The following is a 23,080-nucleotide window of genomic DNA, read 5'->3' as shown; positions in this document are numbered from 1 at the left end:
TTACCAACCGCCGGTCGGCGGCTGCAGCCGCCGCCGCTCGCGCTCGGCGACCTCGTCTGCCCAGCGTTGCGTCAGCCCCCCGACGGCAACCGCCGCGACGATCGCCCCGATGATGTGGGTCGGGACGGCGTAGCGCTGAGTGACGTCGGCGATATGCCACATCCCGCCGACCGCCGCGGCGCCGAGCAGGATCGTCATCCGCGTACGGGGCACCAGCACCAACGCCAGCGCGCAGGCGATCGCGGCGAACAGCATCATCGTCCCGCTGGTGCGGAAGTACGGCTGCATGTTCCGCAGCGGCCGGTAGGGCGCGGACAACTGCTGCCGCGGGATGTGGAAGTAGCCGTCCTGCTTCTCGCGGATGGTCTTCTCGACGTTGGGGTCGAGGTAGCCGAACGAGATGTCGCCGACTCCCGAGGGAGCGAGCCCCCGGACGACGTCATCGAAGACCTGCGCGCCGATCCACTTGCTCGGAGGCAACGTTGGCTCGACGGCGTCCGCGAACGCCTCGAAGTCCTCGTCCCGGGTCGGGAACCCCCTGGGAGCGAACCGGAAAGCCGGCGACCGGGCGTCGAAGGAGTAGAAATTCGCGTTCTGACCCGCCCGCTCTTCCGGCGGCTTGCGCTCACACAGCTTGCGGGTGCCGGGCGGCGGGGTGAAGCGCCGGCAGTCGGCTTGTGGCGCCACCTCCGCGTAGTGCACCCAACCCGTCCCCCGGATCAGCGCGTAGCCCCCGCCGACCGCGTTGTGCTGCGCGACCATGTAGACGCCGATCAAACCGAAACCGACGGCGACGAACGCTGCGAAGGCCGGTAGGTCGCGACGGCTGCGGGCGGCGATCACGAAGGCGCCGACCAAGGCGCAGGCGAGGATCAGCAGCCCGATCGTGCGGACGTAGACCAAGTATGCAGCCGCGGCTCCCGCCAACGCCAGCCACCAGGCCAGCGATCGGCGATCGAGTGACGTGCGGGCGCGGCCGAGCGCCCACATCAGGACGATGATCAGTGGCACGAACAACGCCTCGGACAGCGGCGCGTGCTCCAGGTAGACCTGATCCAGGTTGAGGCCGATCGCGACCGCCGGGATCAGCGAGGTCCAGCGCCCCGCTCCGAGATGCCGAGCCGCGGCGTACGCGAGCGGGACGCAGGCGATGCCGATCAGGTGCTGGATGGCGATCACGCCCGAGAGGTCGTGCGTCACCAGATGCAGCAGCCTCAGGAAGAGCGCGTAGCCCATCGGCTGGTGCAGGTTGACCCAGAGGCCATCCTCGGCCCGCCGGAGGTACTCGCCGGAGTCCCAGTTGGTCAGGACCGCGGGCTGCCAGGCCATGATCGCGGCGATCCGGAAGAGCAGCGCCACCACGACGACCGCGAGCAGCGCCAAACGTGGTCCGCGATCGGGGCCGTTGAGGTCGAGCACGCGGTCGAGTGCCGGACGAACGGCAAACGCGCGGCGGCCGGGGGGAGACGCCGTTGTCACGACGGGCATCAAAGCACCTCCGCGGCGGGCTCGCGCCACGCGTCGGCGCCCTGCCGCTAGAGCAGCTCGGCGGCCGACGACGCCTGGCGGTTGAAGTACCAGAGGCCGAAGAAGAAGAGGAAGGCGATCAGCCCCAGCGGGATCAGCGCCTGCGGCCAGCCGCCCCAGCCGGTGATCGCGCCCGGGGCGTCGGGGTCGATCACCAGGTAGCGGACGCCCTCCATGATCCCGGCCAGCGGGTTGAACTCGAGGATCGAGCGGATGTTGTCGGGCGCCCGCTCCATCGTGTAGAGGACCGGCGAGGCGTAGAACAGCGCCTGCGAGAAGACGCCCCAGATCGGCAGGATGTCGCGGTACTTCACGAACGCCGCGGCCAGCAGCATCGAGACGCCGGTGGTCAGCACGATCAGCGGGATCAAGGCCAGCGGCAGCAGCAGCCAGGTCCAGCGCACCGGCGTGCCGTTGGCGAGCACGAAGATGAAGACGGCGACCAGGTTGACCGCCAGGTTGAGCAGCGCGGTGCCCACGACGGAGAGCGGGATCACCATCCGTGGGAACTGCATCTTGCGGACCAGGTTCTCCCGCGCCACCACCGACTGGACCGCGGTCGACGTCGCCTCGACGAAGAACTGGAACAGCATGATGTTCATCAGCAGCAGCGCCGGGTAGTGCGGGATGTCCTTCCCGAGCTTCACGATCTGCGTGAACATCACGTAGTAGACGCCGAACATCATCAGCGGCCGCATCAGCGTCCACAGGTAGCCCAGCGCCGACCCGAAGTAGGTCAGGCGGAACTCGGTGATCGCGACCGTCCACGTCAGCGACCAGAAGCGCGACCAGCCCCCGCCGAGCGCGGCGGGGCCCTTCATCTCGCGCAGCGGCGCCGGGCTCGTGGAGGCCGCCGGTTCGAGCTCGATGCTCATCAGGCGTGCTCGCGTTCGATGTCGGTGACGGAGGTGCGGGTCGGCGGCTGGACCAGGCCGACGACGTGGCGCTCGGCGGAGTGGACCACCAGCTCGGCCGCGTGGCGGGCGTCGACGACGACCTCGGTCTCGGCCGAGCCCTGGGTCAGCAGCACGCCGACGTCGTAGTGCCCGTTGGCCAACGTGACGTCGAGCTCGGCGGCGGCCCGGATCCGGCGGCCGGCGGCCAGCGGACCGTGCTGGAAGAGCTCGAAGCGGGCCCCGCTGACGACGGCGTGGTCGGCGTCGCGCAGCTGCAGCAGCAGGGTCGGGTGCTCGATCGACTCCAGCGGCTCCAGCTCGACCCGCAGGCGGACGGTCTCGCCGCTGGGGAGGCTGGTGACGGGCAGGCCCTGGGCGTCGTCGACGTGGACGTCGACCAGCACCCGGCCGTCCTGGAGCCCGGTCTGGACGTCGGGCGCCGGGGTGCCGGCGTCGGCGAAGTTGGCGGCCAGGTAGGCACGGCCGACCTCGACCGGGTCGCCGATCAGCTGGATGTCGCCGTCCTGCAGGAACATCGCGCGATGGCAGAACTGCTCGACGGCGCTCATGTCGTGGGTGACGAAGATGATCGTCCGGCCCTCGTCGCGCAGGCGGTAGAAGACGTCGAGGCACTTCTGCTGGAAGGCCGCGTCGCCGACCGCGAGCACCTCGTCGATCAGGAGCACGTCGGCGGAGGCCTGGACCATCACCGCGAACGCCAGCCGTACCTGCATGCCGGAGCTGTAGTTCTTCAGCTTGAGGTCGAGGAAGTCCCCGAGCTCGGCGAACTCGATGATCTCGTCGAACCGCCGCTTCGCCTCGCGGGTCGAGAGGCCCATCATGACCCCGTTGATGACCACGTTGTCGAGGGCCGTCAGGTCGGGGTTGAAGCCGACGCCCAGCTCGATGAACGGCGCCAACCGGCCCGCGATCGCGATCCGCCCCTGGTCGGGGCGGTAGATCCCGGCCATGCACTTCAGCAGCGTGCTCTTGCCGGACCCGTTGCGCCCGACGATCCCGAAGAACTCCCCCCGCTCGACCTCGAACGAGATCTCCCGCAGGACCGGGTACTCGCGGTAGTCGGTCGACCGGAACGGGTGCAGGGCACGCTCCTTGAGCGTGTGCACGTGCTGCTTGGGGATCCGGAACGTCTTGTGGAGGTCCTGGACGACGAGCGCGGGCTCAGCCACAGCGAGACAGGGTAGAGGCATGGCCCGGTTCGTCACGCCGCGCCCCGCTCGAGACCGTCGCAACTTCCGGGAACCGCTCGTGTCTTGATACCCGACAGCGTCCCCCCGATCCAGGCCGCGCACGGCCGAGGAGCATGTCCCCCACCACCTCCCACCGCCTGGCCCTGTCGGCCCTGGCCATGTCGGCCACCGTCGCAGCCCTTGGCGCTGCACCCGGGGCGTCGGCCTCGTGGATCGCCTACCGGTGCGGCGACGACATCTGCCGAATCGACCCGGACGGCAGCGACCAGGCCCGCCTCCTGGACCACGCAGCGACCGGGTCCGGCGGCGCCTACTCCTCGCCCGCACTCTCGACCGACGGCTCCACGATCGCCTACGTCCAGGACCGGCGCGCCTACGTCCGACGGCTCGACAGCGCCATGACGCTCGGCCCGTTCGGGATCGCGATCTCGCGCGTGGCACTCGCCCCCGATGGAACCCAGATCGCACTTGCGACCGAGAACGGACGTCTCTGCGTTCAGCGAATCGACGCCGCGACGTCTTCCTGTGCATTGACGGGGACGATCGCGGCGACATTCGACGGTGGCGGCGGCGTCATCGCGAGCACCGTCGACGGCACAAGCGAGGTCACCAGCGACGGAGCCGTCCAGGCGAGCGCCTGGACCTTCGGCGAGTTGCGTCCGATCGCGCTCGACCTCTCGCCCAACGGCAACGACCTGTTGGGCGTCGCAACGGTCACCCACCCGTACCTGCCCGGCGCGCTCTGGGTCGCGCCGCGTGGTCGTGCGGCACACCAGCTGCCGTATTGGGGCGCGTGGCGCGCGACGTGGTCCCCGGGCGGCACGCGGATCGCGTACGCCACCGGAGACGCCCTCGCACAGCGTCCGGCCAGCCAGCCGATGATCTACCTCGGAGCCGCCGATGGCGCCGAGGCCCACCCGCTCGTCGCTGGCGACGAGCCAACCTGGGGCGGCCCGGTCGGGGCCGACGAGGATCCATCGACGACGCCGGCAGATCGCACCCCGCCCGCGATCTCCCGGATCGGTCTCTCACGACGCGCGGTGACGCTGCGCAGCAACGAGGCGGCCACCGCGACCGTGCGCGTCCATCGCTACGCCCGCCCCCGCTCCCGCAGGCCCACACGGCACGCGAGTCGCGCTTTGACGGTCCGTGTGCAGCGCGCCGGCACCGCTACGCGGCGCTTCCGCCACCGCCTGCGGCCCGGGCGCTACCGCGTCGCCGTCCGTGCCGTCGATGCCGCCGGCAACCGCTCGGGCTGGCATTACCGGACGGTTCGGGTGCGGTAGACGCGGGTCAGTAGGGGTACGTCGTCATGAGGAAGTTGAAGTCACCCAGGCCGAGGTTGCGACGATCGGTCGAACAAGGCTGCATCACCGGATACATGACCTGATCCTGCGCCCAGATGCTCGGAGCGTGACTGGCCCCGAAGGCGTGCCCCCATTCGTGCGCCGCGGTCTCCCACAGATCCCAGGTCTCGCCCGGCGAGCACGACCCATCGGCCGACCACGCCCAGTCGTGGTAGTACCAGGCGTCGGACTCCACGATCCGCCCGTCAGTCAGGTAGTTGATCGTGCAGCCGATCGCGTTCATCGTCGCACCGCATCCCTGCGCCCACCACCAGCCGATCTGGTTGACGCCGTCCCGCTGGGGCTGGAACGTCGCCGCGTCGCCGACGTAGGTCGCCCAGACCCGCGGCGAGCTCTGCGTCCACCCGCAGTAGTTGAGCAGTCCGGTCCACGTCCATACCCCGTCGGCGATCCGCGTCCGGCGCCAATCGGGAGCGGCCATCGCAAAGACGAAGCCGAAGCCTCGTGCTGGATTCCAGTTGTAGGTCGAGCCCCATTCGTTGTGGACGCACTTGTTGCCGAGCACGCTCGCCGTCGAGGCCCCGCCGCCGAGCGTCGTCGACGCCGATCCGAACGGGGTGAGCCGCGATCGGTCGGCGGGAGGAATGCGATTCGCACGAGACGCGGCGAGCTTGCGGTCGTACGACGTGCGCCGCCGGACCTTGGGGCCGACGCCGGCCGGTACCGCCGCCTGCCAGACCGTTGCGCGATCACCCTTGGACACCGAAGTCGCCGTCGGCAGCGTCGTGGCGCCGGACTCGTCCTCGATTCGCGTGTTCTCCTGCTCATCGACCGTCCCGTCGGGCCGACAGAGCGAGACGACGTAGCTGCTGCTGGGGCCGTACACCGTCCGACGTGGCGTCCCGAGAAGGCGGTCGTACGTCGGGGGGACCGCTCTCGCACCGCCGTTCGCGCTCTGCATGGCACGCGTCAGCGGGCCGCGCGCCTCGCACGTCCACCCGGCTGATCGGGCGTTCGCGCTGGAGCTCGCCTGCGCCGCGGGGGCGACCGCCGCTCCGCCGCAAGAGACGACGACCAGCAACCCGATGAGGCACTTCCGCATGCTTCACGACTCCTTCGAGGAACGTCGATGTATCCGCGGTGACGGTATCCCTGCTCCTCCCTCCGCGTCAACCGCGCACGCGCCAACGGGGAACGCGCCGGTGGCCCTCGCAGACGGCCCGGGACCGGGTCGACCACGGCCTTCCCGTTGCTAGCCTCCCTCCTGTGACCGCCTCGCCGGAACGGCCGACGACGGCCATCTTCATCCCCGTCAAGAACGCCGGCGAGCTGTTCCGCGACGTGGTCCGGGCCGCCGCCGCGCAGGGGGCCGACGAGTTCCTGGTGATCGACTCCGGATCGACCGACGACTCGGTCGCGATCGCCCGCGCGGCCGGGGCGACGGTGATCGAGATCCCGCCGGAGTCCTACAGCCACGGCCTGACGCGGAACATGGCGCTGGAGCACACCAGCGCCGACATCCTCGCCTACATCACGCAGGACGCGAGCCCCGTTCCCGGCTGGCTCGACGCCTACGTCGACGCGTTCGCCGAGGACGAGCGGATCGCCGTGGTCTTCGGGCCGCACCTGCCCCGTCCCGGCACCAGCCCGATGATCGCCCGCGAGCTGCTGGAGTTCTTCGCCCCCTTCTCGCCCGACGGCCGGGTCCAGGTCCAGCGGCGGATCGACGAGCCCGGCTACAACCCGGAGTTCCTCCACAACGCCAACGCCGCCTATCGCCGCGCCGCGCTCGAGCAGGTGCCGTTCCGCGACATCGCCTACGCCGAGGACCAGGCCTACGGCCAGGACGCGCTCGCCGCCGGCTGGCGCAAGGCGTACCAGCCGCGGGCCGGCGTGCTGCACGCGCACGACTTCCCGTGGTGGCAGTTCATGCGCCGCTACTTCGACGAGTACCGCGGCCTCTACGAGACCGTCGGGCTGCAGATGAGCTTCTACCCGCGCGGAATCGCTCGCGACGCGTGGCGGCTGGCCCAGGCCGACGCCCGCTGGCTGGAGCAGCTGGGCGTCCTGCCCGGGACCCGCCGGCGCTGGTTCCTGCGCTCGCTCGCCCACCACGGCGGGCGGCGGCTGGCCGCCGTCGCCGGCGGACGCGCCCACGAGCTGCCGGCCCCGGTCCAGCGGCTGCTGTCGCTGGAGGGGCGCGCGGGCGACACCGGCAACCCGCAGCCGCCGCTCGTCGCCGACGGCCAGCAGGACGAGACCGTCCGGGTCGATCCCGCGCCGTTCGCGACGCCGGCCGGGATCGTGCGCGAGGTCCAGGCCGAGGGGGCGCTGCCGCTCGCTCCCGCCGGCCCGGACGCCGACGGGCCGCTGACGCTGGTGCTGCTGGTCGAGCTGGCCGGCCCCGACGACCCGGCCCTCGACCCCCACCTCGACCTGCTGTCGGAGCTGGAGGCGCGTGGCCACCGCTGCACGCTGCGGATCCACGACCCCGAGCACCGGCTGCCGTTCCACGCCCAGCGGACGCTCGCCGCGCGGCTGGCCGGCCGCCGCCATGCGGTCCACGGCGCGGTCGAGATCGGCTTCGGCGGCTGGACCGGCGCCGACGTCGCGATCGCCACCGGCTGGCGCACGGCCTACCTGGCGCTGCGGCTGCCGGGGCTCGCCGGCCGCGTCCAGCTGCTGCGGTCGCTCGAGGCCGACGCGATGCCCCCCTCGCTGGAGCGGACCTGGGCCGCGCAGACGCTCGACCTCGATCTCCACCCGCTCTGCCTCGGCGCACCGCTGGCCGCCGCCGTCGGCGAGCGGACCGGTCGACCGGCGACGGCGTTCGCGCCCTGGGTCGATCACGAGCGGTTCGCGGCGCCCGGCGGGACGACCCGTCGCGACGACACGATCGTCCTCCCCCGCCCGGCCGGCGACCCGCACGGCGGCGGCGCCGCGGGCCTGGTGCTCGACGAGCTGCTGCGGCGGCGGGCCGGCCTGCAGGTGGTCGGCTTCGGCCCGGCGGCGCTCCATGGGCTCTCCTTCCGCCACCGCAGCGCCGGCGAGGGCGGCCCCGAGGACCACGTCGAGCTGCTGGCCCGCGGAACCGTCGCCCTGACCCTCGACGCCGCGGCCCGTCCCGAGGCCCGGCTGCCGCTGCTCGCGGCCGGCCTGCCCTGCGTCGGGGTCGTCGACCCGCTCGACCCGTTGGCCGGCGAGGAGGGACCGATCGCGCTGGCGCCGCCGACGGTGCCAGCGCTCGCCGACGCGCTCGAGCGGCTGCTCGACGATCCCGAGGAGCGCGCGCGGCGCAGCGCCGACGGCGTGGTCCTGGCCGCCCGTCACTCGCTGGCCGCGAGCGTCGACCGGGTCGAGGCCGGACTGCGGGCGGCGATCTCCGGCGCGGCGATCCCCGGACGGGCCTGAGGCATCGGTGCCCCCCGTCGCTCCGACGGCGATCCCGCTGCGCGCGCTGCCGCTGGTGCTGCCGCGCGGCGGCGACTGGGTCAGCGAGCGCGACGCTGCCCATCCGCCGCTGCTCGCCCACCAGGTCGGCCGGCCGCTGGAGCTGCCGCTCGACCTGCCGCCGGGCACTCGCCTGCAGGGCCAGGTGCGGCTGGCGCAGCTGAGCTGGCGCGACGGCTTCGGCCACTGCACCGTGGCGGTCGAGACGCTCGCCGGCGGCGCCCGCTGGGAGCGGTCGCTGGGCACCGCCAACGCCGGCAGCCGACCCGAGGAGCACGCCCTGGACCTGGAGCTGCCGGCCGGGCCGGTGGTCCTGCGGCTGTCCGCCGAGGCCCGGGCGCCGCGGCGAACGGCGCCGGTGACCGAGGTCTACTGGCGCGACCTGCGGCTGCTCGTGCCGGGTCAGGCCGGGACCGTGGCGGCCGGGACCCCGGTGGCGGCCACCACGGAGCACGCGGCCCCGGACGGCGACGGTCCGCTGGTCTCGATCGTGATGCCGGTCTGCGACCCCGCGCCGGAGCTGCTGCGCAGCACGCTCGACTCGGTCCACGCCCAGAGCGACGGCGACTGGCAGCTCTGCATCACCGACGACCGCTCCACCGATCCCGCCGTGCTGGAGATGCTGGCCGAGGAGCAGGCCGCCCATCCCGAGCGGGTCGTCGTCCGCCGCCACGAGGTCCGGCAGGGGATCTCGGCCGCCACCAACACCGCGCTGACCGTTGCGCGCGGCCGCTACGTGGCGATGCTCGACCACGACGACCTGCTGCATCCCGACGCCGTCCGCCGGATCGCCGAGGTCGCCGCTTCCGACGACCCCGACATCGTCTACAGCGACGACGAGATCCAGTTCGGCACCCGCAAGACGATCGCCTCGCACAAGCCGGGCTTCTCGCTCGAAATGATCCGCGGATTGATGTACACGCATCACCTGAGCGTCTACCGCCGGGCGCTGCTGGACCGGATCGGCGGCCTCCGCAGCGCCTTCGATGGCTCGCAGGACCACGACATGATGCTGCGGCTGCTGGAGCTGGAGCCGACGCCGTCGGTCGTCCACGTGCCGGAGATCCTCTACACCTGGCGCGCCCACGCCGGCTCGATGGCCGGCAACCCGAACTCGAAGCCGCTGGCCTTCGCCCGCTCGATCGCCGCCCTCGGCGAGCACCTGCAGCGGACCGGCGTCGGCGGCCGCGCCGTCTACGGCGGGCACGTCGGCCGCTACCGCCACCTGCCCGATTGGCCGGCGGGCACGAGCGCGTCGATCGCGCTGGCGGCGACCGCCGACGACGAGCGGTCGCTGACCGGCCTGCGCCAGGCGGCGGCCAGCTGGCGCGACGGCCACGGTCGACCGTGGCCGGTGGTCGTCGGCACGACCGCGGCCGCCCGCGACGCCGTGGTCGCCGCGCTGGCCGCCGGCGGCGTCGACGACCGTGCCCTGACCGTCGCGCTGGTCCCGGACGACGAGCCGCATCGCGCGCTGGCGGCGGCCGCGGCGGCGGTCACGACCGACGTCGTCCTGCTGCTGCGGGCGCCGGCCGTCTGGCTCTCCGCCCGCTGGCTGGAGACGCTCGGCGGCCACGTCCTGCTCGACGACGTCCACGCCGCCGGCGTCCGGATCCTCGCCGCCGACGGTCGGGTCGAGAGCGCCGGGATCGTGCTCCGCGACGGCGCGCCGCAGCGGCTGCTCGCCGGCGCGCCGGGCAACGACCACGGGCCCTACGGCGTCGCCCGCTTCACCCGCGCCCTGGCCGCGCTCGACGACGCGGTGGTGGCGACCCGCGCCGACCTCGACCGGCTCGGCGGGCTCGATCCCGCGCACGGTCCCTGGGCGCTGGCCGACCACTGCCTGCGCGGCAACGCGACCGGCACCCGCACGGTCTTCCTCTCCGACCTGCTGGCGGGCCGGCCGATCGGGCCACCGGCGGGCCCGGTCGACGTCGCGTCGCTGGCGGCGTTCACGGCCCGCTGGGCCGGCGCGGAGCCGGCGGCGACGGTGCCGACGCTGACGCCGCTGGCGCTCAGCGAGCCGAGCTCGACGCGGCCGCCGTACGCGCTTCCGGCGTGAACGCCTCGGCGTTCCAGGTCCCGGCCAGCAGCTCCCACGCCTGGCCGACCAGCTGCCCGAGTGCCGCGGCCAGCGGCGGCGCCCCGCGCAGCAGGTCGTAGGCGGCGGTCCGCAGGCCGTCGATCCGGGCCGGGTCGTCGAGCAGCGCCTCGACGGTCGCCGGCAGCGCCGTGGTCGACGCGCTCAGCACGTGGGTGCCGGCCGCCAGCGGCGCCAGGTCGCTGCTGCGCTCGACGACCACCGCCGCGCCGGCCAGGATCGCGTCGAGCGCCCCGCACCAGTCGACCCCCTGGCCCGGCTCGCCGGCGGCGTGGACGAGCACCGCCACCCGTGCCCGCGCCAGCAGCGACCGCCGCGGATCGGCCAGCGCCGGCCCCTCGTCGTCGAGCGGCAGCGCCGGATCGGCCCAGCCGACGACCCGGTGACGCCGTTCCAGCTCGGCGAAGCGGCCGGCGAGCCCGTCGCGGCGGGCGCTGCGGGGACCGACGAGGACCACGTCGACGTCGCGCTCCCGGTCGCGGTCCCAGACGTCGAGCGCCGGGCTGTAGCCGAGCGGCAGGAACTGCGTCGGCGCCCAGCGCGCGGTCAGCTCGGTGGCGGTCGGGAAGTCGATGCTCATGCTGCGGCCGACGCGCGACGCGGCGGCCAGCAGCGACTCGAAGACCGGGCTGTCGGAGCGGTCGGCGCTGAGCAGCAGCGTCCGCGCCAACCGGGCCGGGTCGGCAGTCAGCGCGGCCGGCAGCGGATCGCGACGGCCGGCGGTCACCACCACGTCGACCTGGTCGGGCCGCGGCGGTGGCACGCTCCCGGCGTGGACCTGCGCCTCGAGGCCGAGTCCGGGCGCCTCGGCGGCGAGCAGCCGAGCGAGCGCGGACGCGAGGCCCCGGTCGTCGCCGGCGACCAGGAAGGCCAGGCGGGTCATGCGCCCCATCCTACGGTGGCCTCTATCCTCGGGAGTCGGCCCCGCCGCCCGTCTGTTCGATGCCGCCCCCGCCCGACCGCGACGATCTCGCCCCCACCCGACTGCCCGCCGGCGGTCCCGCCGCGGCGACCGCCGACGCCGGCGAGCTGACCCGCCAGCTGCGCGAGACCCGCGAGGCGCTGGTCGCGGCCGAGCAGGAGCTGGCCGAGCTGGCCGAGCTGCGCCGGCGCGTGGCGTCGCTCGAGGTCGAGCTCGATCGCGAGGGCCTCAGCCGGACCCGGGCCCAGGCGCGGGTCGAGCAGCTGGAGCACGAGGCGATGGCCCTGCGGGGCGAGCGCGCACCGCTGCTCTCGACGTTGCAGCGGCGGCGCGCGATCTGGCGCAACCGGGCGACGCGGGCGAGCCAGCGGCTGCTGTTCCTGCTCAAGCGCTCGCGGCTGGCCCACCGGCTCTTCCGGCGCTGACGGTCGCCGGGCCGGCGACGCCGGCCGCCGGTCAGCCGTGGTAGCGCACGAGCGTGATCGCCCAGGCGCCGGCCACCCACAGCGTGGAGCCGGCGACCAGCAGCACTCCGAGCGCCGGCCGCCAGCGGTCGGCGAGGGCCCGCAGCGCGAGCGGGATCGCCAGCAGCGCGACCGGCAGCGCGGGAAGCAGGTAGCGGGCCTGCTGGAACGGTGGCCCGCCGGTCGTGCGCGACGTGAAGTCGACGCGACCGATCACCAGCAGCAGGCCGACCACGGCGACCGCCCCGCCGACGAGGATCGCGGCGTTCCAGCGGAGCGCCGACCAGCCGTCGGTACGGCGGATCCGCAGCAGACCGGCGATCGCCAGCGCCACCAGCAGCAGCCAGACCCCGGTCACGAGCACCCGCACCGGCTCGGCGAACGAGTAGTCGAGGTAGCCGAACTGCCCGACCAACCCGTTGATCCACAGGTTCCAGAGCGGGAACCCGGCGAACGCGTCCTGCTGGAACGGCAGCCGCGGCAGGAACAGCTGCCAGGTGTTCGAGAGCGATTCCATCAACCCGCCGGCCTGGCGGCCGTTGGCGGCGCCGGTGGTGACGTCCCCCACCGAGCCCGACAGCAGCGAGCGGTCGCTGACCACGGTCAGCAGCGCGAAGATCAGCGCGATCCCGGCCACCGCCGCGATCGCCGTTCCGACCGGCCGGACGAGCACGCGCAGGGTGCCCGCCCGCCGCGCGTCGCGGATCAGCGCCGCCAGCACGATCAGCAGCGCGCCGGGCAGGACGGCCAGCGCGGTCAGCTTGGTCAGCCCGAGCAGGACGACGAGGACCGCGACCGGCACCACCGTCCCGGTCCGTGTCCCGACGGTCCAGCAGCGGGCGGCGGCGGCGAACAGCCAGAGGGCGAGCGCGGTCATCGCCACGTCGGGCGTGACCCCGCCGGCCAGGAAGCCGAGCAGCGGGAAGAGCGCCACGGCCAGGCCGGCGGTCACCGCCCAGCGTGGCCGCGGGGCCAGCGTGCGCACCAGCGCGATCGCGCCCAGCGCGGCCAGCACCAGCCAGAGGCCGGACAGCAGCCGCATCCGCCCGAGTTGGTCGAGCGCCGAGCCGCCGCCGAGCGCCGCCGGCGTCACCGACAGGTAGTAGAGCGGCGGCTGGCCGGTGGCGTTGGTCTCGACGTCGGGGACGGCGCGGGAGGCCCCGCGGAGCGCGTCGTCGAGCCGCTGTTCGGCGGCGGGCGACCACGGCGGACGGACGTCGCCGCGGAAGGCGACCCCGGCGGTCTGCAGCTGCTCCTCGGCCCGGGCGTGGCTCTCGGAGTAGGAGCTGCCGGTCTTGACCTTGCCCGACGGCAGGTCGCCGTGGTCGGCGATGTAGGCGGCGTACTGGAAGTGCGACGCCTCGTCGGGGACCTGGAAGGCGGGGGTCAGGGCGGCCCAGGTCCAGGCGTGGAGCAGCGCCACGACGGCCACCGCCGCCCAGGTCCGACGGCCGAGCGGGGTGCCCTCGGGGCGCGACCAGACGCGCACCGCGACGGCCAACGCCAGCCCGATCGTGGCGGCGGCGAGCAGCAGCAGGCGCCAGCCGCCGAACCAGTCGAGCGGCCGGCCCTTCATCCGTCCGGCGCGGTCGAGCATCGCTCCGAGCTGGTCGAGCCGGCTCTGCGGCGCCGCGCCGACCAGCCGCAGCGACGGGGTGCCGCCGTCGCCCAGGATCGGCGTGCGGCCGGCGGTCGGCTCCAGGCAGACGGTCGCCGCGGCCGCCGTCGTCACGCCGCGGGGCAGGAGCGGGCGCAGCCGTCCGTCGCCGCCGGCCCGGATCGTCTGGACGGCGCTCCGCCGTGCGGCGGTCCCGGGACGCTCGACCCGGACGCGGGCGGTCAGCTCGGCCCCGGCCGGCGCGCGGAACTCGGCCCGCCCCGCCTCGGCCGGGATCTCCGCCGCGATCGCGCAGGCGTCGTGCCCGCGATCGGCGGTAACGACCGGCCCCGCCGGCGCGACGTTGTTGATCGTCTGGGTCCGCCAGCCGCTGGGCGCCGCCAGCAGCACCAGCAGCAGGACGACCGCGATCGCCGCCCCGAGCCCGAGCCCGAGGACCAGACGTGGTCGGCCGCCGGTGCGCCGCGCGGCGGCCTCGCTCACTTCTCGCGCCGCAGACCGATGATCGACAGCAGGAAGGAGGAGAAGAAGACCTGCAGACCGATCACGATCATGGTGACCGAGGCGATGGCGAGCTTGGTCTCGCTCAGCGCGCCGAAGTCCTGCGACGCCCACCGGATCACGATCACGATCGCCGCGATCAGGCCGATGACGGTCAAGAGCCCCCCGATCGCCAAGCCGTGCTCGAGCCGGTAGCGCGAGCGCATCCGGTCGAACCACGGGTCGACGTCGCCCATGAAGTACATGCCGTAGGCGTGGGCGCAGAGCCCCAGCGACACCACCTGGACGCCGACGATCGTGCCCAGCGACCCCGCGATCAGCGAGTGGATGCTCCACTCGCGGCCGAAGAGGCTGATGCCGGTCAGGACGGTCGCCATCGCCAGTGCCCCGAGCGCCAGCAGCACCAGGCCGGGGACCAGGAAGAGGTGGGTCGGGCTGTGGGCCAGCAGGAACCGCAGGTGCCGCCAGCCATCGCGCCAGGTCGAGAGCTTCGACTCGCCACCGCGCGGGTGGTACTGGATGTCGAACTCGCGGATGTCGAGCTGCGCCTTGCTCGCGCGGATCACCATCTCCGACGCGAACTCCATGCCGGGCGTGCGCAGGTCCATCGCCGGCAGCGCGCTGCGGCGGACGGCCCGCATGCCGCAGTGGGCGTCGCGGACGCCGGTGCGGAAGAGCACGTTGAGGAAGCCGGAGAGCAGCGGGTTGCCGACGTACTGGTGCAGCCACGGCATCGCCCCGGGCTGGATGTTGTTCATCCGGTTGCCCATCACGAGGTCGGCCCCGTCGTTCAGCTCGCGAACGAAGTTCGGGATCTCGTGGAAGTCGTACGTCAGGTCCGCGTCGCCCATGACGATGTAGCGACCCTGGGCGGCGTTGAAGCCCCCCAGGTAGGCCGATCCGTAGCCGCGCACCGGCACGTGGACGACCCGCGCCCCGGCCTCCGTCGCGAGCTCCGCCGAGCGGTCCTCGCTGGCGTTGTCGGCGACGATCACCTCGCCGCGGATGCCGGCGTCGTCGAGCGCCTGACGCGCCTGCGTCACGACGGCGACGATGTTCTCTTCCTCGTTCAGGCAGGGGATCACGACGGAGACGAGCAGCTCGTCGGTCGCGTCCTCGGCGGACGAGAGGGGTGGCCTGGTGGGGATCGTGGTGCTCATCGTTGGGGGCTACGAGTGAGGGACACGCGAGCGGCCCGAAAGTCGCGCTGACGGGCCGAGAACCTTGTCCAGGGTAGACCACCCGCCCCCGGGAGGATGGCAGCACCCGTGCGGGCGACCCCGGTGCGTACGATCGTCCGATGGCCCTCGCCAGCCTCGGTTCCGACCTCGTCACCGCCGCCGGGATGACGATCGTGGTCGGGATGGGAGCCCTCCTCGTGCGCCGCGCCACCCGCCGCCGCGAGGAGGATCGCGACCCCGAGGAGTGACCCGCGCCCGGCGGCGACCTCGACCACGCCACCCGCCGCCCGCCGGTCGCCGCGAAGCCGCCCCGGCGACACCGCGCGGTCGATCCGCCGCAGTCCGCCGCCGCGCTCCAGCCACAGCAGGTCGAGCGCGAACCGCATCCCCACGGTGTGAACCGAGCGGACCGGCAGCCACAGGCCCTCGTCGCCGTCCAACCGCTCCCGCCCGAGCAGCCCCCGGCGCCGGTCGCGGTGCGTGCGAGCCTCGGCGATCCGCCACCCGGTCGGCCAGCGCGGGGTCTCGACGACGCTCATCGGACCGGCACCAGCTCGATGTCGATCGTCCCGACCGTCGCCGCCGTCCGCGCCAGCTCGACGTCGGTGGTCAGCAGCAGGCCCCGGCCACGGCCGGCCAGCCGCTCGGCGAGCGCGACGTAGCAGGCGTCGGTCGCCGTCAGCCGGTCCCGCAGCGACCACACGCGCGCCATCAGCGGCCGGTGCGGGCAGCGGGTCAGCGGCATCGCCGACAGCGCCGCGAGCACCCGCGCGGCGGGATCGGCCGCCAGGTCGCCGAGCGTCACCGCCCGTCGCAGCGCGGCGGCGACCTCGAGATCGAGCAGCTCGGGAGCCGCCGGCGGCAGCACGCCGGCGCGCAGGGCCGAGGCGACCAGCGCCGCCCCCGGTCCGCCGACGACGAGCTCGTACGCGGCCCCGGCGTCGAGCACGAGCCTCATCGCCGCTCCCGGTCGGCCCGCACGTGGCCGACGACGTCGATCCCCCGTGCCCCCGCGATCGGCCCGCGATCGTCGAGGCCGCGCAGGAACGCCTCCATCGAGCCCTCCCGCGCGATCCGCGGCAGCTCCCGCCGGATCAACTCGGAGAGGCTGACGCCCTCGTCGGCCGCCCGCGCCCGCAGCTGCTCGTGCAGGTCCTCGGGGACGTTGCGGACCTGGATCATCACCGTCCTCTTCCCGTCGTCGGTTGCCGTCTCGCTCGGGGCCACGGACCGGACGGTGGCAGGCGCGGGAGCCGCCATGGCGATCGTCACCGAATTGGCGCAGCATCGGCACGAAGTCGGCACAGGCCGTGCCGGTTTCGACGCAGAAGGCGGCCGTCGCCGCCGCCTGGCCCGTCAGCCGAGCCGCGACACCGAGCGTCCGTCGCCCGAGCCGGAGAACGACGGCCCGTCACGGAAGAACAGGGTCCACCGTGCGCTGCCGCCGATCGCGGCCAGCGCCAGGTAGTCGACGCGCGACGTCCCGCGGCCGAGCGCCCGCGCGGCCCGCGCGGCGATCCGCGACGGAGCGGCGGGGTCGATCCGCCCGACCGGCAGCGTCGGCAGCACCCGCGGCACCGGCCCGGCGACGACGTCGCTCGTCTCTCCCCGCCAGCTCACCGACACGACCCGCAGGCGGCGGGTGCCCATCACCGTGGCGTCGATCCGGTCCGGTGCCACCCGCAGCGCGAGCACCCGGTCGCCCCGAGCCCGCGCGCGACGCAGCACCCGCGCGACCGCCGCCGGGCGCAGCATCGATCCCGGCCGCAGTCCGGTCGGCGCCGACGCGCCGGCGACGGTGCGCCCGTCGACCGTGGTCCGGCCGTCGGGGTGGATCGTGGTGGTCGACGAGGAGGAGTACGTGGTCCGGCTCGTGCCGCCGTCGACCGTCCCCTCGAGCGACGAGCCCTCGTCGTGCGAGACCGCGAGCACGCCGGCCACCCCGACACCGACGATCGTCAGCAGCACCGTCGCCACGAGGGTCCGTGCCGCCGCCCGCGATCCGTCGCTCGGCCTCGGCCTCGGCGTCGGTCGGCCCTCGGCGGGCACGGGCGGGGACGAGACCGTACGCGGCCGCTCGGATGATCGGGGCGCGGAGGTCGCCGCGCCGGCGTCGGCGGCACCGCCCTCCCCCTCCGGCCGGGCGCCGACGGCGGGTCCGTCCTCGATCTCGCGACCGAACGCGTCGTGGCGCTTGCTCATCGCGCGGGAGCGTACGACGCCGTGACGGAGCGGCACAACTCTGCTTCTCCGCGACGCAGTTTCGGCACGTTTACGCTCGTTTTGCCCTATTTCGGGCAAACTGGTTGCGATGTCCGCGCTCATTCGCCACCATTCTGCGCCGTGACCGCCACCGGGCCGTCTCCGTCGTTCGGCGAGCTGCGCACCCACATGGTGCGGACCACCTCGCTCACACCGAACGAGGCGGACCGCGTCATCGCCGAGGTGCTTCGCTACTTCGACGAGGACGTTCCCGGATTCGTGCGGCGCCGGCACCGTGAGCTCCAGGCGCGCGGTCTGCGCAACCCGCAGGCCTTCGAGCGCATCGCCCAGGAGCTCCCGCACCGCCGGTTCGCTCCCCCCGCGCTCTCGCTCCGGCAGCTGCGCAGGATCGTCTACACGTAGGAGGAATCCCCCCGATATGTGCGGAATCGTCGGCTACGTCGGCACCCGTGATGGTGTCCCGATCGTCCTCGAGGGACTGCAGCGCCTGGAGTACCGCGGCTACGACTCCGCGGGCATCGCCGTCACCGGCAAGAGCGGGATGAAGGTCCACAAGGCCAAGGGCCGGATCCGCGATCTCCAGTCGACCCTGCCGAAGCGGATCAAGGGCTCACCGACGATCGGCCACACCCGCTGGGCGACGCACGGCGCGCCGACAGACGAGAACGCCCACCCGCACGTCGACTTCAGTGGTCGCTTCGCGGTGGTCCACAACGGGATCATCGAGAACGCCCCGCAGATCAAGGACCGGTTGGCGTCGGACGGGATCGAGCCGACCTCGGAGACCGACACCGAGCTGGTCGCGCACCTGATCGGCCAGGCCGCGGCCGAGCACGAGGACCCGGTGGCGGCCGTTCGCGCCGCGCTCCGCCGGGTCGAGGGCGCCTACGGGCTCGCCGTGCTCGACGCCCAGCACCCGGACCGGATCATCGTCGCCCGCCTCGGCAGCCCGATCGTGCTCGGGCTCGGCGACCGCGAGATGTACGTCGCCTCCGACGTCGGCGCGATCGTCCGCCACACCAAGCAGGTCGTCCACCTGGAGGACGGTGAGATCGCCCTGCTCGAGCCGGACGGGTTCACCACCTCGACGCTCGACGCGCGGCCGGTCCAGAAGGTCTCCGAGCAGGTCGACCTGGACGCCGACGACTACGACCTCGGTCAGTACGAGCACTTCCTCCGCAAGGAGATCGGCGAGCAGCCCGAGGCCGTCGAGCGGACCCTCAGCGGCCGGATCGACGAGCGCTTCTCGACCGTCAAGCTCGGTGGCCTGAACCTGGAGCCGCACGAGCTGCGGGCGATCAAGCGCGTCCACATCCTCGGCTGCGGGTCGGCCTTCTACTCGGGCGAGATCGGGGCGCACCTGATCGAGAGCCTGGCCCGGATCCCGGCGACGGCCGAGCCGGCGAGCGAGTACCGCTACCGCAACCCGGTGATCGACCCGAACGGGCTCTACGTCGCGGTCAGCCAGTCGGGCGAGACGGCCGACACGCTGGCGGCGGTCGAGGAGCTGACGCGCAAGGGCGCGCGCGTCCTCGGCGTCATCAACCAGGTCGGCTCGGCGATCGCGCGGGCGAACAACGGCGGCATCTACATCCACGCCGGCCCCGAGGTGTCGGTCGCCTCGTCGAAGAGCTTCACCTCGACCTGCGTCGCCTTCGCGATGCTGGCGATCCACCTGGGCCGGATCCGCGACCTCTCGCCCGCCGACGGCGACCGGATGATCGTGGCCCTGCGCGAGCTGCCGGCCAAGATCGCGGCGATCCTCGAGCAGGAGGACGCGATCGAGGAGGCGGCCAAGTGGCTGGCCGGCTTCGACAACGCGATGTTCATCGGCCGCGTGCGCGGCTACCCGATCGCTCGCGAGGGCGCCCAGAAGATCAAGGAGGTCGCGTACCTCCACGCCGAGGCGTACCAGGCCGCCGAGCTGAAGCACGGCCCGCTGGCCCTGATCTGCCCGGAGATGCCGGTCGTCGCCGTCGTCCCCAGCGACGAGCTGGCCGAGAAGCAGCGCTCGACGCTGCACGAGATCAAGGCCCGCGGCGGCCCGATCCTGGCGATCGGCCACGACCCGCTGCCCGAGGAGCTGGCCGAGCGCACGATCGTCGTGCCCCGGTCGGAGCCCGAGCTCGACCCGATCCTGCTCAACATCCCCCTGCAGCTGCTGGCCTACCACGCCGCCCTGGCCCTCGACCGCGACATCGACAAGCCGCGGAACCTGGCCAAGAGCGTGACGGTGGAGTAGGCGGCGCGCTAAGAGCTCGGTGCGGATCCGCGGGGCCCCGGCCCCGCGATCTGCCAGGCCCAGACGACGGCGACCCAGGTCAGCGTCGCGAGGGTCACGTGGACCCAGACCAGGCCGCCGGGCAGCTCCAGGCCGTACTGGATCAGGCCGACCACGCCCTGGACGCCGACGAGCATGCCGGCGAGGGTGAGCGTGAGGGTCAGGCGCTCGCCGGCGCCGCGGGCCTTGGCCAGCGACCAGACGACGATGATCGCGATCCCGAAGATCGCGGCGATCGCGCCGTGGCGCTGGACGATCCATTCGAGCGTCGCGGTGCCGTGGACGTCGAAGCGCTTGACCACGTCGCCGGTGCTCTCGCCGCCGCTGTTCGGGCCGGCGGCGGTGGCCAGCGTGCCCGCCGCGAGGGCCAGGACCCCGATCGGCAGCAGGGTCAGGACGGCGCGCGCGGTCAGGCGGTCGTTGGCCTGGTGGTCGCGCTTGGCGGCGGTGCCCTCGCCGGCCCGCCAGACGAGCAGGGCGGCGGGGATCAGCAGCAGCGTGATCGAGACCAGGTAGTGGGCGCTGATCCAGATCCAGTCGAGGTCGTAGAGGACGCTGAGGCCGCCGATCACGCCCTGCGCGAAGACGCCGCCGAGCAGCCAGACCGAGAGCACCACCAGGTCCTTGCGCCACGAGATCCGGGTCAGGGCGCAGAAGATCGCGAAGATCGCCGTCGCGCTGACCCCGATCGTCAGCAGCCGGTTGCCGAACTCGATGAAGGTCGGCGCATGGACCTGCGACGGCAGCACCCGGGTGTCGCACTTCGGCCAGTTCGAGCAGCCGAGGCCCGATCCGGTCACCCGCACGAGCGCGCCGGTGAGCATGATCCCGATGTTCGCGATCAGCGCCAGCCGCGCGGCGAGCAGCATCCGCTCGGGCGTCGTGCGGAACCGTCGCCGCAGACGGGCCAGCCGCGCCGGTCCGTCGTCGGTCGTGGAGCTGCCGGAGAAGCCCTCCGGCGTCTGGGGGGCGCTCGTGCTCGCCATCGCGAGGGAAGCATGGCGGATCGGGGGCGCGTCGCGACCTGCGGCTCTGGCTCCGCCGCGTCGACGCCGCGGAGCCAGCGCCGTCGGTCAGCGGACCCGGATCGTCCGCACCGGCGAGCTGCCGGTCGCGTAGGGGTAGTCGCCGGACCGCCGGGCCCGGGCGCGCATCTGGAAGCGGGCGGGGCCGGGCTTGCGGAAGCGGTACGAGGTCGCGAACCGGCCGCTCCTGCCCGTGCGGACGGTTCGGAAGGTCAGCCAGCGACCGCCGGGATCGCGGGCCTGCAGCTCCACGACCTTGCCGCCCGTCGGCAGCGGTCGCCCGACGACGGTCCCCGACAGTCGCACCGACTGACCGCGGCGAGCGATCCGCCGGCTGAGGGTCAGCCGCACCGCTGCGCTGACCCGCAGGCGCAGCTTGCGCACGGCGACCGGCTCGTCGTCCCGGACGCGCTGGTGGTAGGCGAGGACGATCGTGCGCGAGCTGGCCCCGGTCGGCAGCCGCCAGCGGAAGCGGCCCTCCTCGTCGGTGCGCAGCGAACTGCGCTCGAACGGCGGGGAGTTGCGGGCGTCGCGGGTGATCATGACTCGCAGGTAGGCGCCGCGGATCGGCTGCCCTTTGCCGGTCGTGAGCTGTCCGACCGCCAGCGGACGCTGGCCGTAGCGGATCGAACGGGCGTCGCTCTCGCGGCCCTCCCACGCGACCGCCAGCCGCGCGTCGTCGACCGCCGGAGCGCCGTTGTTCGGCCCCGGATCGGTCCGCCGCAGCTTCTTCGTCGTCGGCCCGTAGACCGTCGACTGGTTCCCGGCCGCGTCCTCGACCAGCACCCGGACGGTGTGGATGCCCTCGGGCAGGTCCTTGGTGTCGAACGTCTGCAGGCCGCCGATCGTGCCGGGACACGGCTTCGGCGACAGGAACGTCCGCTCGCTGCCGGGCCACGGTCGGCACGGCGCCTCGGCCAGCGGCACGTAGCTCGCGACCTGCCCGTCGACCTCGATCGCCAGCCGGTGGACGCCACCGCCCTGGTCCGTGGCCCCGAACGAGATCCCGGTCGGGCCGGCCCAGGTCGTGTTCGTCACCGCATCGCCGGAGGCCGTCGTGACGATCGGGGCATCGCGATCCTCGAGGGTGAAGGTGGCGCGGTGGATGTTGACGCGGGCCACGGCGCCCGATGCGTCCGGACGGCAAACACCGCCGCCAGGCGCGGCTCCGGGGACGCAACCCAGCACGACTCGAATCGCCCCGGCCCGATCAGGAGCCCCCGCGACCACGGCCCGCGACACAGGACCAGCAGCGAGATGGCGCGCCTCATAGACCGGATCAGCCTGAAGCGACGTGAGGATTGACAGGTCCCCAACCGGGGGACCCGATCCGCCAGCACGGCTGTAGCCGTCGTACTCGATCGCGTAGTTGATGATGCGTGTAGCCGCGGGCGCGTGGAACTCCCAGAAGAGCCAGAAGGGAGGCGTTTGCGAGAACCGCTCTGCCAACGCTCCGACGAGCGAACCGCCCCGACGACAACGATCGTCGGCGCGATTGCCGCCACCGAGACTCGTCTGCTGAAAGCGCGGCACCCAGCCGCCGCCCTCGCCGTCGGCCGTCGCCGCCGGCGACCCGTCCGGCGCTCGGCAGGTCCAGACCTCATAGGTCCCGGCCCGCGCCGGGGCGGCGGGCGCGAGCGAGAGGACGGCGATCGACGCGGCGAGGCCGATCTGGGCGGCACGCGACATGGTGGGGGCACTCCGTTCGGTGGTCATCACATAGAAGACCCGCGAACTCCACGAAGTTCGCCCCCCGAATTTCGCGCGGGCCATACCCGCGCTACCCCCTAATACAGGAACGTGAGCGTCTCTGCGACGTCGGCCAGCGTCGGCCCGCAGGCGTCGCGCTCCGAGACCTGGATCTCGTCGGCCGTCAGCGGCCACTCCACCGCGACCTGGGGATCGTCGTACGCGATCCCCCGCTCGACCTCGGCCGAGTAATAGCGGGTCTGCTTGTAGAGGACGTCCGCGACGTCGCTGATCACCGCGAAGCCGTGAGCAAAGCCGACCGGCACGTAGAGCGCGTGCATGTTCTCGTCGGTGAGGTCGAACCCCTCCCACCGCCCGTAGGTCGGCGAGCCCTCGCGCAGGTCGACGATCACGTCCCAGATGTGGCCGCGCCCGCAGCGCACGAGCTTCGCGCAGCCGTCCCCGATCTGGAAGTGGAGGCCGCGGACGACGCCCCGCGACGAGCGCGAGTGGTTGTCCTGGATCCACTGGTCGTGGATCCCGTGCTCAGCGAGGACGCTCTCGCGGAAGGTCTCGCAGAAGAACCCGCGGTCGTCGGGAAAGACTCGCGGCTGGACCAGCTTGGCCCCGGGAAGCGTCGTGTCGAGCACCTGCATGGCCCGCGGGACCTTAGCCGGGCAAGCG

At 73.4% G+C, this 23,080-nt stretch carries 20 protein-coding genes; 6 read left to right on the top strand and 14 right to left on the bottom strand.

Translation table 11 applies throughout. The features are described 5' to 3' along the window. From SH587_RS09070 to SH587_RS09060, 3 genes are read right to left on the bottom strand one after another with little or no spacing between them, the layout of a single operon-like run. Positions 1–1,488, bottom strand: a complete 1,488-nt coding sequence (locus SH587_RS09070) for a hypothetical protein (protein WP_320670272.1) — start codon at positions 1,486–1,488, stop codon at positions 1–3. Positions 1,489–1,535: 47 nt separating this feature from the next. Next, positions 1,536–2,402 (bottom strand): ABC transporter permease, encoded by an 867-nt coding sequence (locus SH587_RS09065; RefSeq protein WP_320670271.1) that lies wholly within the window; start codon positions 2,400–2,402, stop codon positions 1,536–1,538. Continuing rightward, the gene (locus tag SH587_RS09060) at positions 2,402–3,613 is read right to left on the bottom strand and encodes an ABC transporter ATP-binding protein (protein ID WP_320670270.1); all 1,212 of its coding nucleotides are present in this window, start codon (positions 3,611–3,613) and stop codon (positions 2,402–2,404) included. Before SH587_RS09060 ends, SH587_RS09065 begins: the two co-directional genes overlap by 1 nt. A 134-nt stretch (positions 3,614–3,747) precedes the next feature. Here SH587_RS09060 and SH587_RS09055 point away from each other — a divergent pair, with 134 nt between their 5' ends. Then, entirely contained in the window at positions 3,748–4,920 is a 1,173-nt protein-coding gene (locus SH587_RS09055) for a TolB family protein (protein WP_320670269.1), read from the top strand. Between the two features lie 7 nt (positions 4,921–4,927). Here SH587_RS09055 and SH587_RS09050 read toward each other — a convergent pair whose 3' ends face one another. Then, positions 4,928–5,827, bottom strand: a complete 900-nt coding sequence (locus tag SH587_RS09050) for a hypothetical protein (RefSeq protein ID WP_320670268.1) — start codon at positions 5,825–5,827, stop codon at positions 4,928–4,930. Positions 5,828–6,207: 380 nt separating this feature from the next. Here SH587_RS09050 and SH587_RS09045 point away from each other — a divergent pair, with 380 nt between their 5' ends. Continuing rightward, positions 6,208–8,352, top strand: coding sequence for a glycosyltransferase (locus SH587_RS09045; RefSeq protein WP_320670267.1), 2,145 nt, complete (start codon positions 6,208–6,210; stop codon positions 8,350–8,352). 7 nt (positions 8,353–8,359) lie between these two features. After that, positions 8,360–10,453 carry a glycosyltransferase gene (locus SH587_RS09040; RefSeq protein ID WP_320670266.1) on the top strand — a complete coding sequence of 698 codons (2,094 nt, stop codon included), beginning with the start codon at positions 8,360–8,362 and terminating at the stop codon, positions 10,451–10,453. Here SH587_RS09040 and SH587_RS09035 read toward each other — a convergent pair. After that, positions 10,407–11,375 (bottom strand): hypothetical protein, encoded by a 969-nt coding sequence (locus tag SH587_RS09035; protein ID WP_320670265.1) that lies wholly within the window; start codon positions 11,373–11,375, stop codon positions 10,407–10,409. The genes SH587_RS09040 and SH587_RS09035 overlap by 47 nt on opposite strands. A gap of 59 nt (positions 11,376–11,434) precedes the next feature. Between SH587_RS09035 and SH587_RS09030 the strand changes: the two genes are divergently transcribed. Then, positions 11,435–11,839, top strand: a complete 405-nt coding sequence (locus SH587_RS09030; RefSeq protein ID WP_320670264.1) for a hypothetical protein — start codon at positions 11,435–11,437, stop codon at positions 11,837–11,839. A gap of 31 nt (positions 11,840–11,870) precedes the next feature. On the opposite strand, the gene SH587_RS09025 is transcribed toward SH587_RS09030, so the two are convergent. The 6 genes from SH587_RS09025 to SH587_RS09000 form a co-directional block, all read right to left on the bottom strand. Next, complete coding sequence (locus SH587_RS09025; RefSeq protein WP_320670263.1) at positions 11,871–13,979, bottom strand: DUF2142 domain-containing protein; 2,109 nt, start codon at positions 13,977–13,979, stop codon at positions 11,871–11,873. Then, on the bottom strand, positions 13,976–15,157 hold the full coding sequence (locus SH587_RS09020; RefSeq protein WP_320670262.1) for a glycosyltransferase family 2 protein: 1,182 nt from the start codon (positions 15,155–15,157) through the stop codon (positions 13,976–13,978). Before SH587_RS09020 ends, SH587_RS09025 begins: the two co-directional genes overlap by 4 nt. Next, a complete protein-coding gene (locus SH587_RS09015; RefSeq protein WP_320670261.1) occupies positions 15,154–15,717 on the bottom strand; it encodes a DUF192 domain-containing protein in 564 nt (187 codons plus the stop codon). The genes SH587_RS09020 and SH587_RS09015 overlap by 4 nt, the downstream gene beginning before the upstream one ends. Then, a complete protein-coding gene (locus SH587_RS09010) occupies positions 15,714–16,136 on the bottom strand; it encodes a type II toxin-antitoxin system VapC family toxin (RefSeq protein WP_320670260.1) in 423 nt (140 codons plus the stop codon). Before SH587_RS09010 ends, SH587_RS09015 begins: the two co-directional genes overlap by 4 nt. Further along, complete coding sequence (locus SH587_RS09005; protein ID WP_320670259.1) at positions 16,133–16,360, bottom strand: FitA-like ribbon-helix-helix domain-containing protein; 228 nt, start codon at positions 16,358–16,360, stop codon at positions 16,133–16,135. Before SH587_RS09005 ends, SH587_RS09010 begins: the two co-directional genes overlap by 4 nt. Positions 16,361–16,534: 174 nt before the next feature. Next, positions 16,535–17,380 carry a hypothetical protein gene (locus SH587_RS09000; protein WP_320670258.1) on the bottom strand — a complete coding sequence of 282 codons (846 nt, stop codon included), beginning with the start codon at positions 17,378–17,380 and terminating at the stop codon, positions 16,535–16,537. Positions 17,381–17,569: 189 nt separating this feature from the next. On the opposite strand from SH587_RS09000, the gene SH587_RS08995 reads away from it, so the two are divergent. Together SH587_RS08995 and glmS are read left to right on the top strand one after the other, a co-directional pair. Then, positions 17,570–17,803: a hypothetical protein gene (locus SH587_RS08995; RefSeq protein ID WP_375341746.1), complete on the top strand. Its 234-nt coding sequence runs from the start codon at positions 17,570–17,572 to the stop codon at positions 17,801–17,803. 16 nt (positions 17,804–17,819) lie between these two features. Beyond that, the gene (gene glmS, locus SH587_RS08990; RefSeq protein WP_320670256.1) at positions 17,820–19,643 is read left to right on the top strand and encodes a glutamine--fructose-6-phosphate transaminase (isomerizing); all 1,824 of its coding nucleotides are present in this window, start codon (positions 17,820–17,822) and stop codon (positions 19,641–19,643) included. Between the two features lie 8 nt (positions 19,644–19,651). On the opposite strand, the gene SH587_RS08985 is transcribed toward glmS, so the two are convergent. The 3 genes from SH587_RS08985 to rfbC all read right to left on the bottom strand — a co-directional run bounded on the left by SH587_RS08985 (position 19,652) and on the right by rfbC (position 23,052). Further along, positions 19,652–20,668, bottom strand: a complete 1,017-nt coding sequence (locus SH587_RS08985; RefSeq protein WP_320670255.1) for a COX15/CtaA family protein — start codon at positions 20,666–20,668, stop codon at positions 19,652–19,654. A gap of 87 nt (positions 20,669–20,755) precedes the next feature. Next, positions 20,756–21,829, bottom strand: coding sequence for an Ig-like domain-containing protein (locus SH587_RS08980; protein ID WP_320670254.1), 1,074 nt, complete (start codon positions 21,827–21,829; stop codon positions 20,756–20,758). A gap of 665 nt (positions 21,830–22,494) precedes the next feature. Next, entirely contained in the window at positions 22,495–23,052 is a 558-nt protein-coding gene (gene rfbC / locus SH587_RS08975) for a dTDP-4-dehydrorhamnose 3,5-epimerase (RefSeq protein ID WP_320670253.1), read from the bottom strand. Positions 23,053–23,080 lie beyond the last annotated feature (28 nt).

The sequence above is a fragment of the Patulibacter defluvii genome (assembly GCF_034096925.1).
Taxonomy (GTDB): domain Bacteria; phylum Actinomycetota; class Thermoleophilia; order Solirubrobacterales; family Solirubrobacteraceae; genus Patulibacter; species Patulibacter defluvii.
This window is presented reverse-complemented; position numbering and strand designations above follow the sequence as displayed.

Excerpts from the sequence above, each read along its gene's own strand:
- SH587_RS08985 (WP_320670255.1), bottom strand. The coding sequence starts at position 20,668 with ATGGCGAGCACGAGCGCCCCCCAGACGCCGGAGGGCTTCTCCGGCAGC.
- SH587_RS09005 (WP_320670259.1), bottom strand. The coding sequence starts at position 16,360 with ATGATCCAGGTCCGCAACGTCCCCGAGGACCTGCACGAGCAGCTGCGG.
- SH587_RS09035 (WP_320670265.1), bottom strand. The coding sequence starts at position 11,375 with ATGACCCGCCTGGCCTTCCTGGTCGCCGGCGACGACCGGGGCCTCGCG.
- SH587_RS09000 (WP_320670258.1), bottom strand. The coding sequence starts at position 17,380 with ATGAGCAAGCGCCACGACGCGTTCGGTCGCGAGATCGAGGACGGACCC.
- SH587_RS09030 (WP_320670264.1), top strand. The coding sequence starts at position 11,435 with ATGCCGCCCCCGCCCGACCGCGACGATCTCGCCCCCACCCGACTGCCC.
- SH587_RS09015 (WP_320670261.1), bottom strand. The coding sequence starts at position 15,717 with ATGAGCGTCGTCGAGACCCCGCGCTGGCCGACCGGGTGGCGGATCGCC.
- SH587_RS08995 (WP_375341746.1), top strand. The coding sequence starts at position 17,570 with ATGGTGCGGACCACCTCGCTCACACCGAACGAGGCGGACCGCGTCATC.
- SH587_RS09010 (WP_320670260.1), bottom strand. The coding sequence starts at position 16,136 with ATGAGGCTCGTGCTCGACGCCGGGGCCGCGTACGAGCTCGTCGTCGGC.
- SH587_RS09020 (WP_320670262.1), bottom strand. The coding sequence starts at position 15,157 with ATGAGCACCACGATCCCCACCAGGCCACCCCTCTCGTCCGCCGAGGAC.
- glmS (WP_320670256.1), top strand. The coding sequence starts at position 17,820 with ATGTGCGGAATCGTCGGCTACGTCGGCACCCGTGATGGTGTCCCGATC.
- SH587_RS09055 (WP_320670269.1), top strand. The coding sequence starts at position 3,748 with ATGTCCCCCACCACCTCCCACCGCCTGGCCCTGTCGGCCCTGGCCATG.
- SH587_RS09070 (WP_320670272.1), bottom strand. The coding sequence starts at position 1,488 with ATGCCCGTCGTGACAACGGCGTCTCCCCCCGGCCGCCGCGCGTTTGCC.
- rfbC (WP_320670253.1), bottom strand. The coding sequence starts at position 23,052 with ATGCAGGTGCTCGACACGACGCTTCCCGGGGCCAAGCTGGTCCAGCCG.
- SH587_RS09065 (WP_320670271.1), bottom strand. The coding sequence starts at position 2,402 with ATGAGCATCGAGCTCGAACCGGCGGCCTCCACGAGCCCGGCGCCGCTG.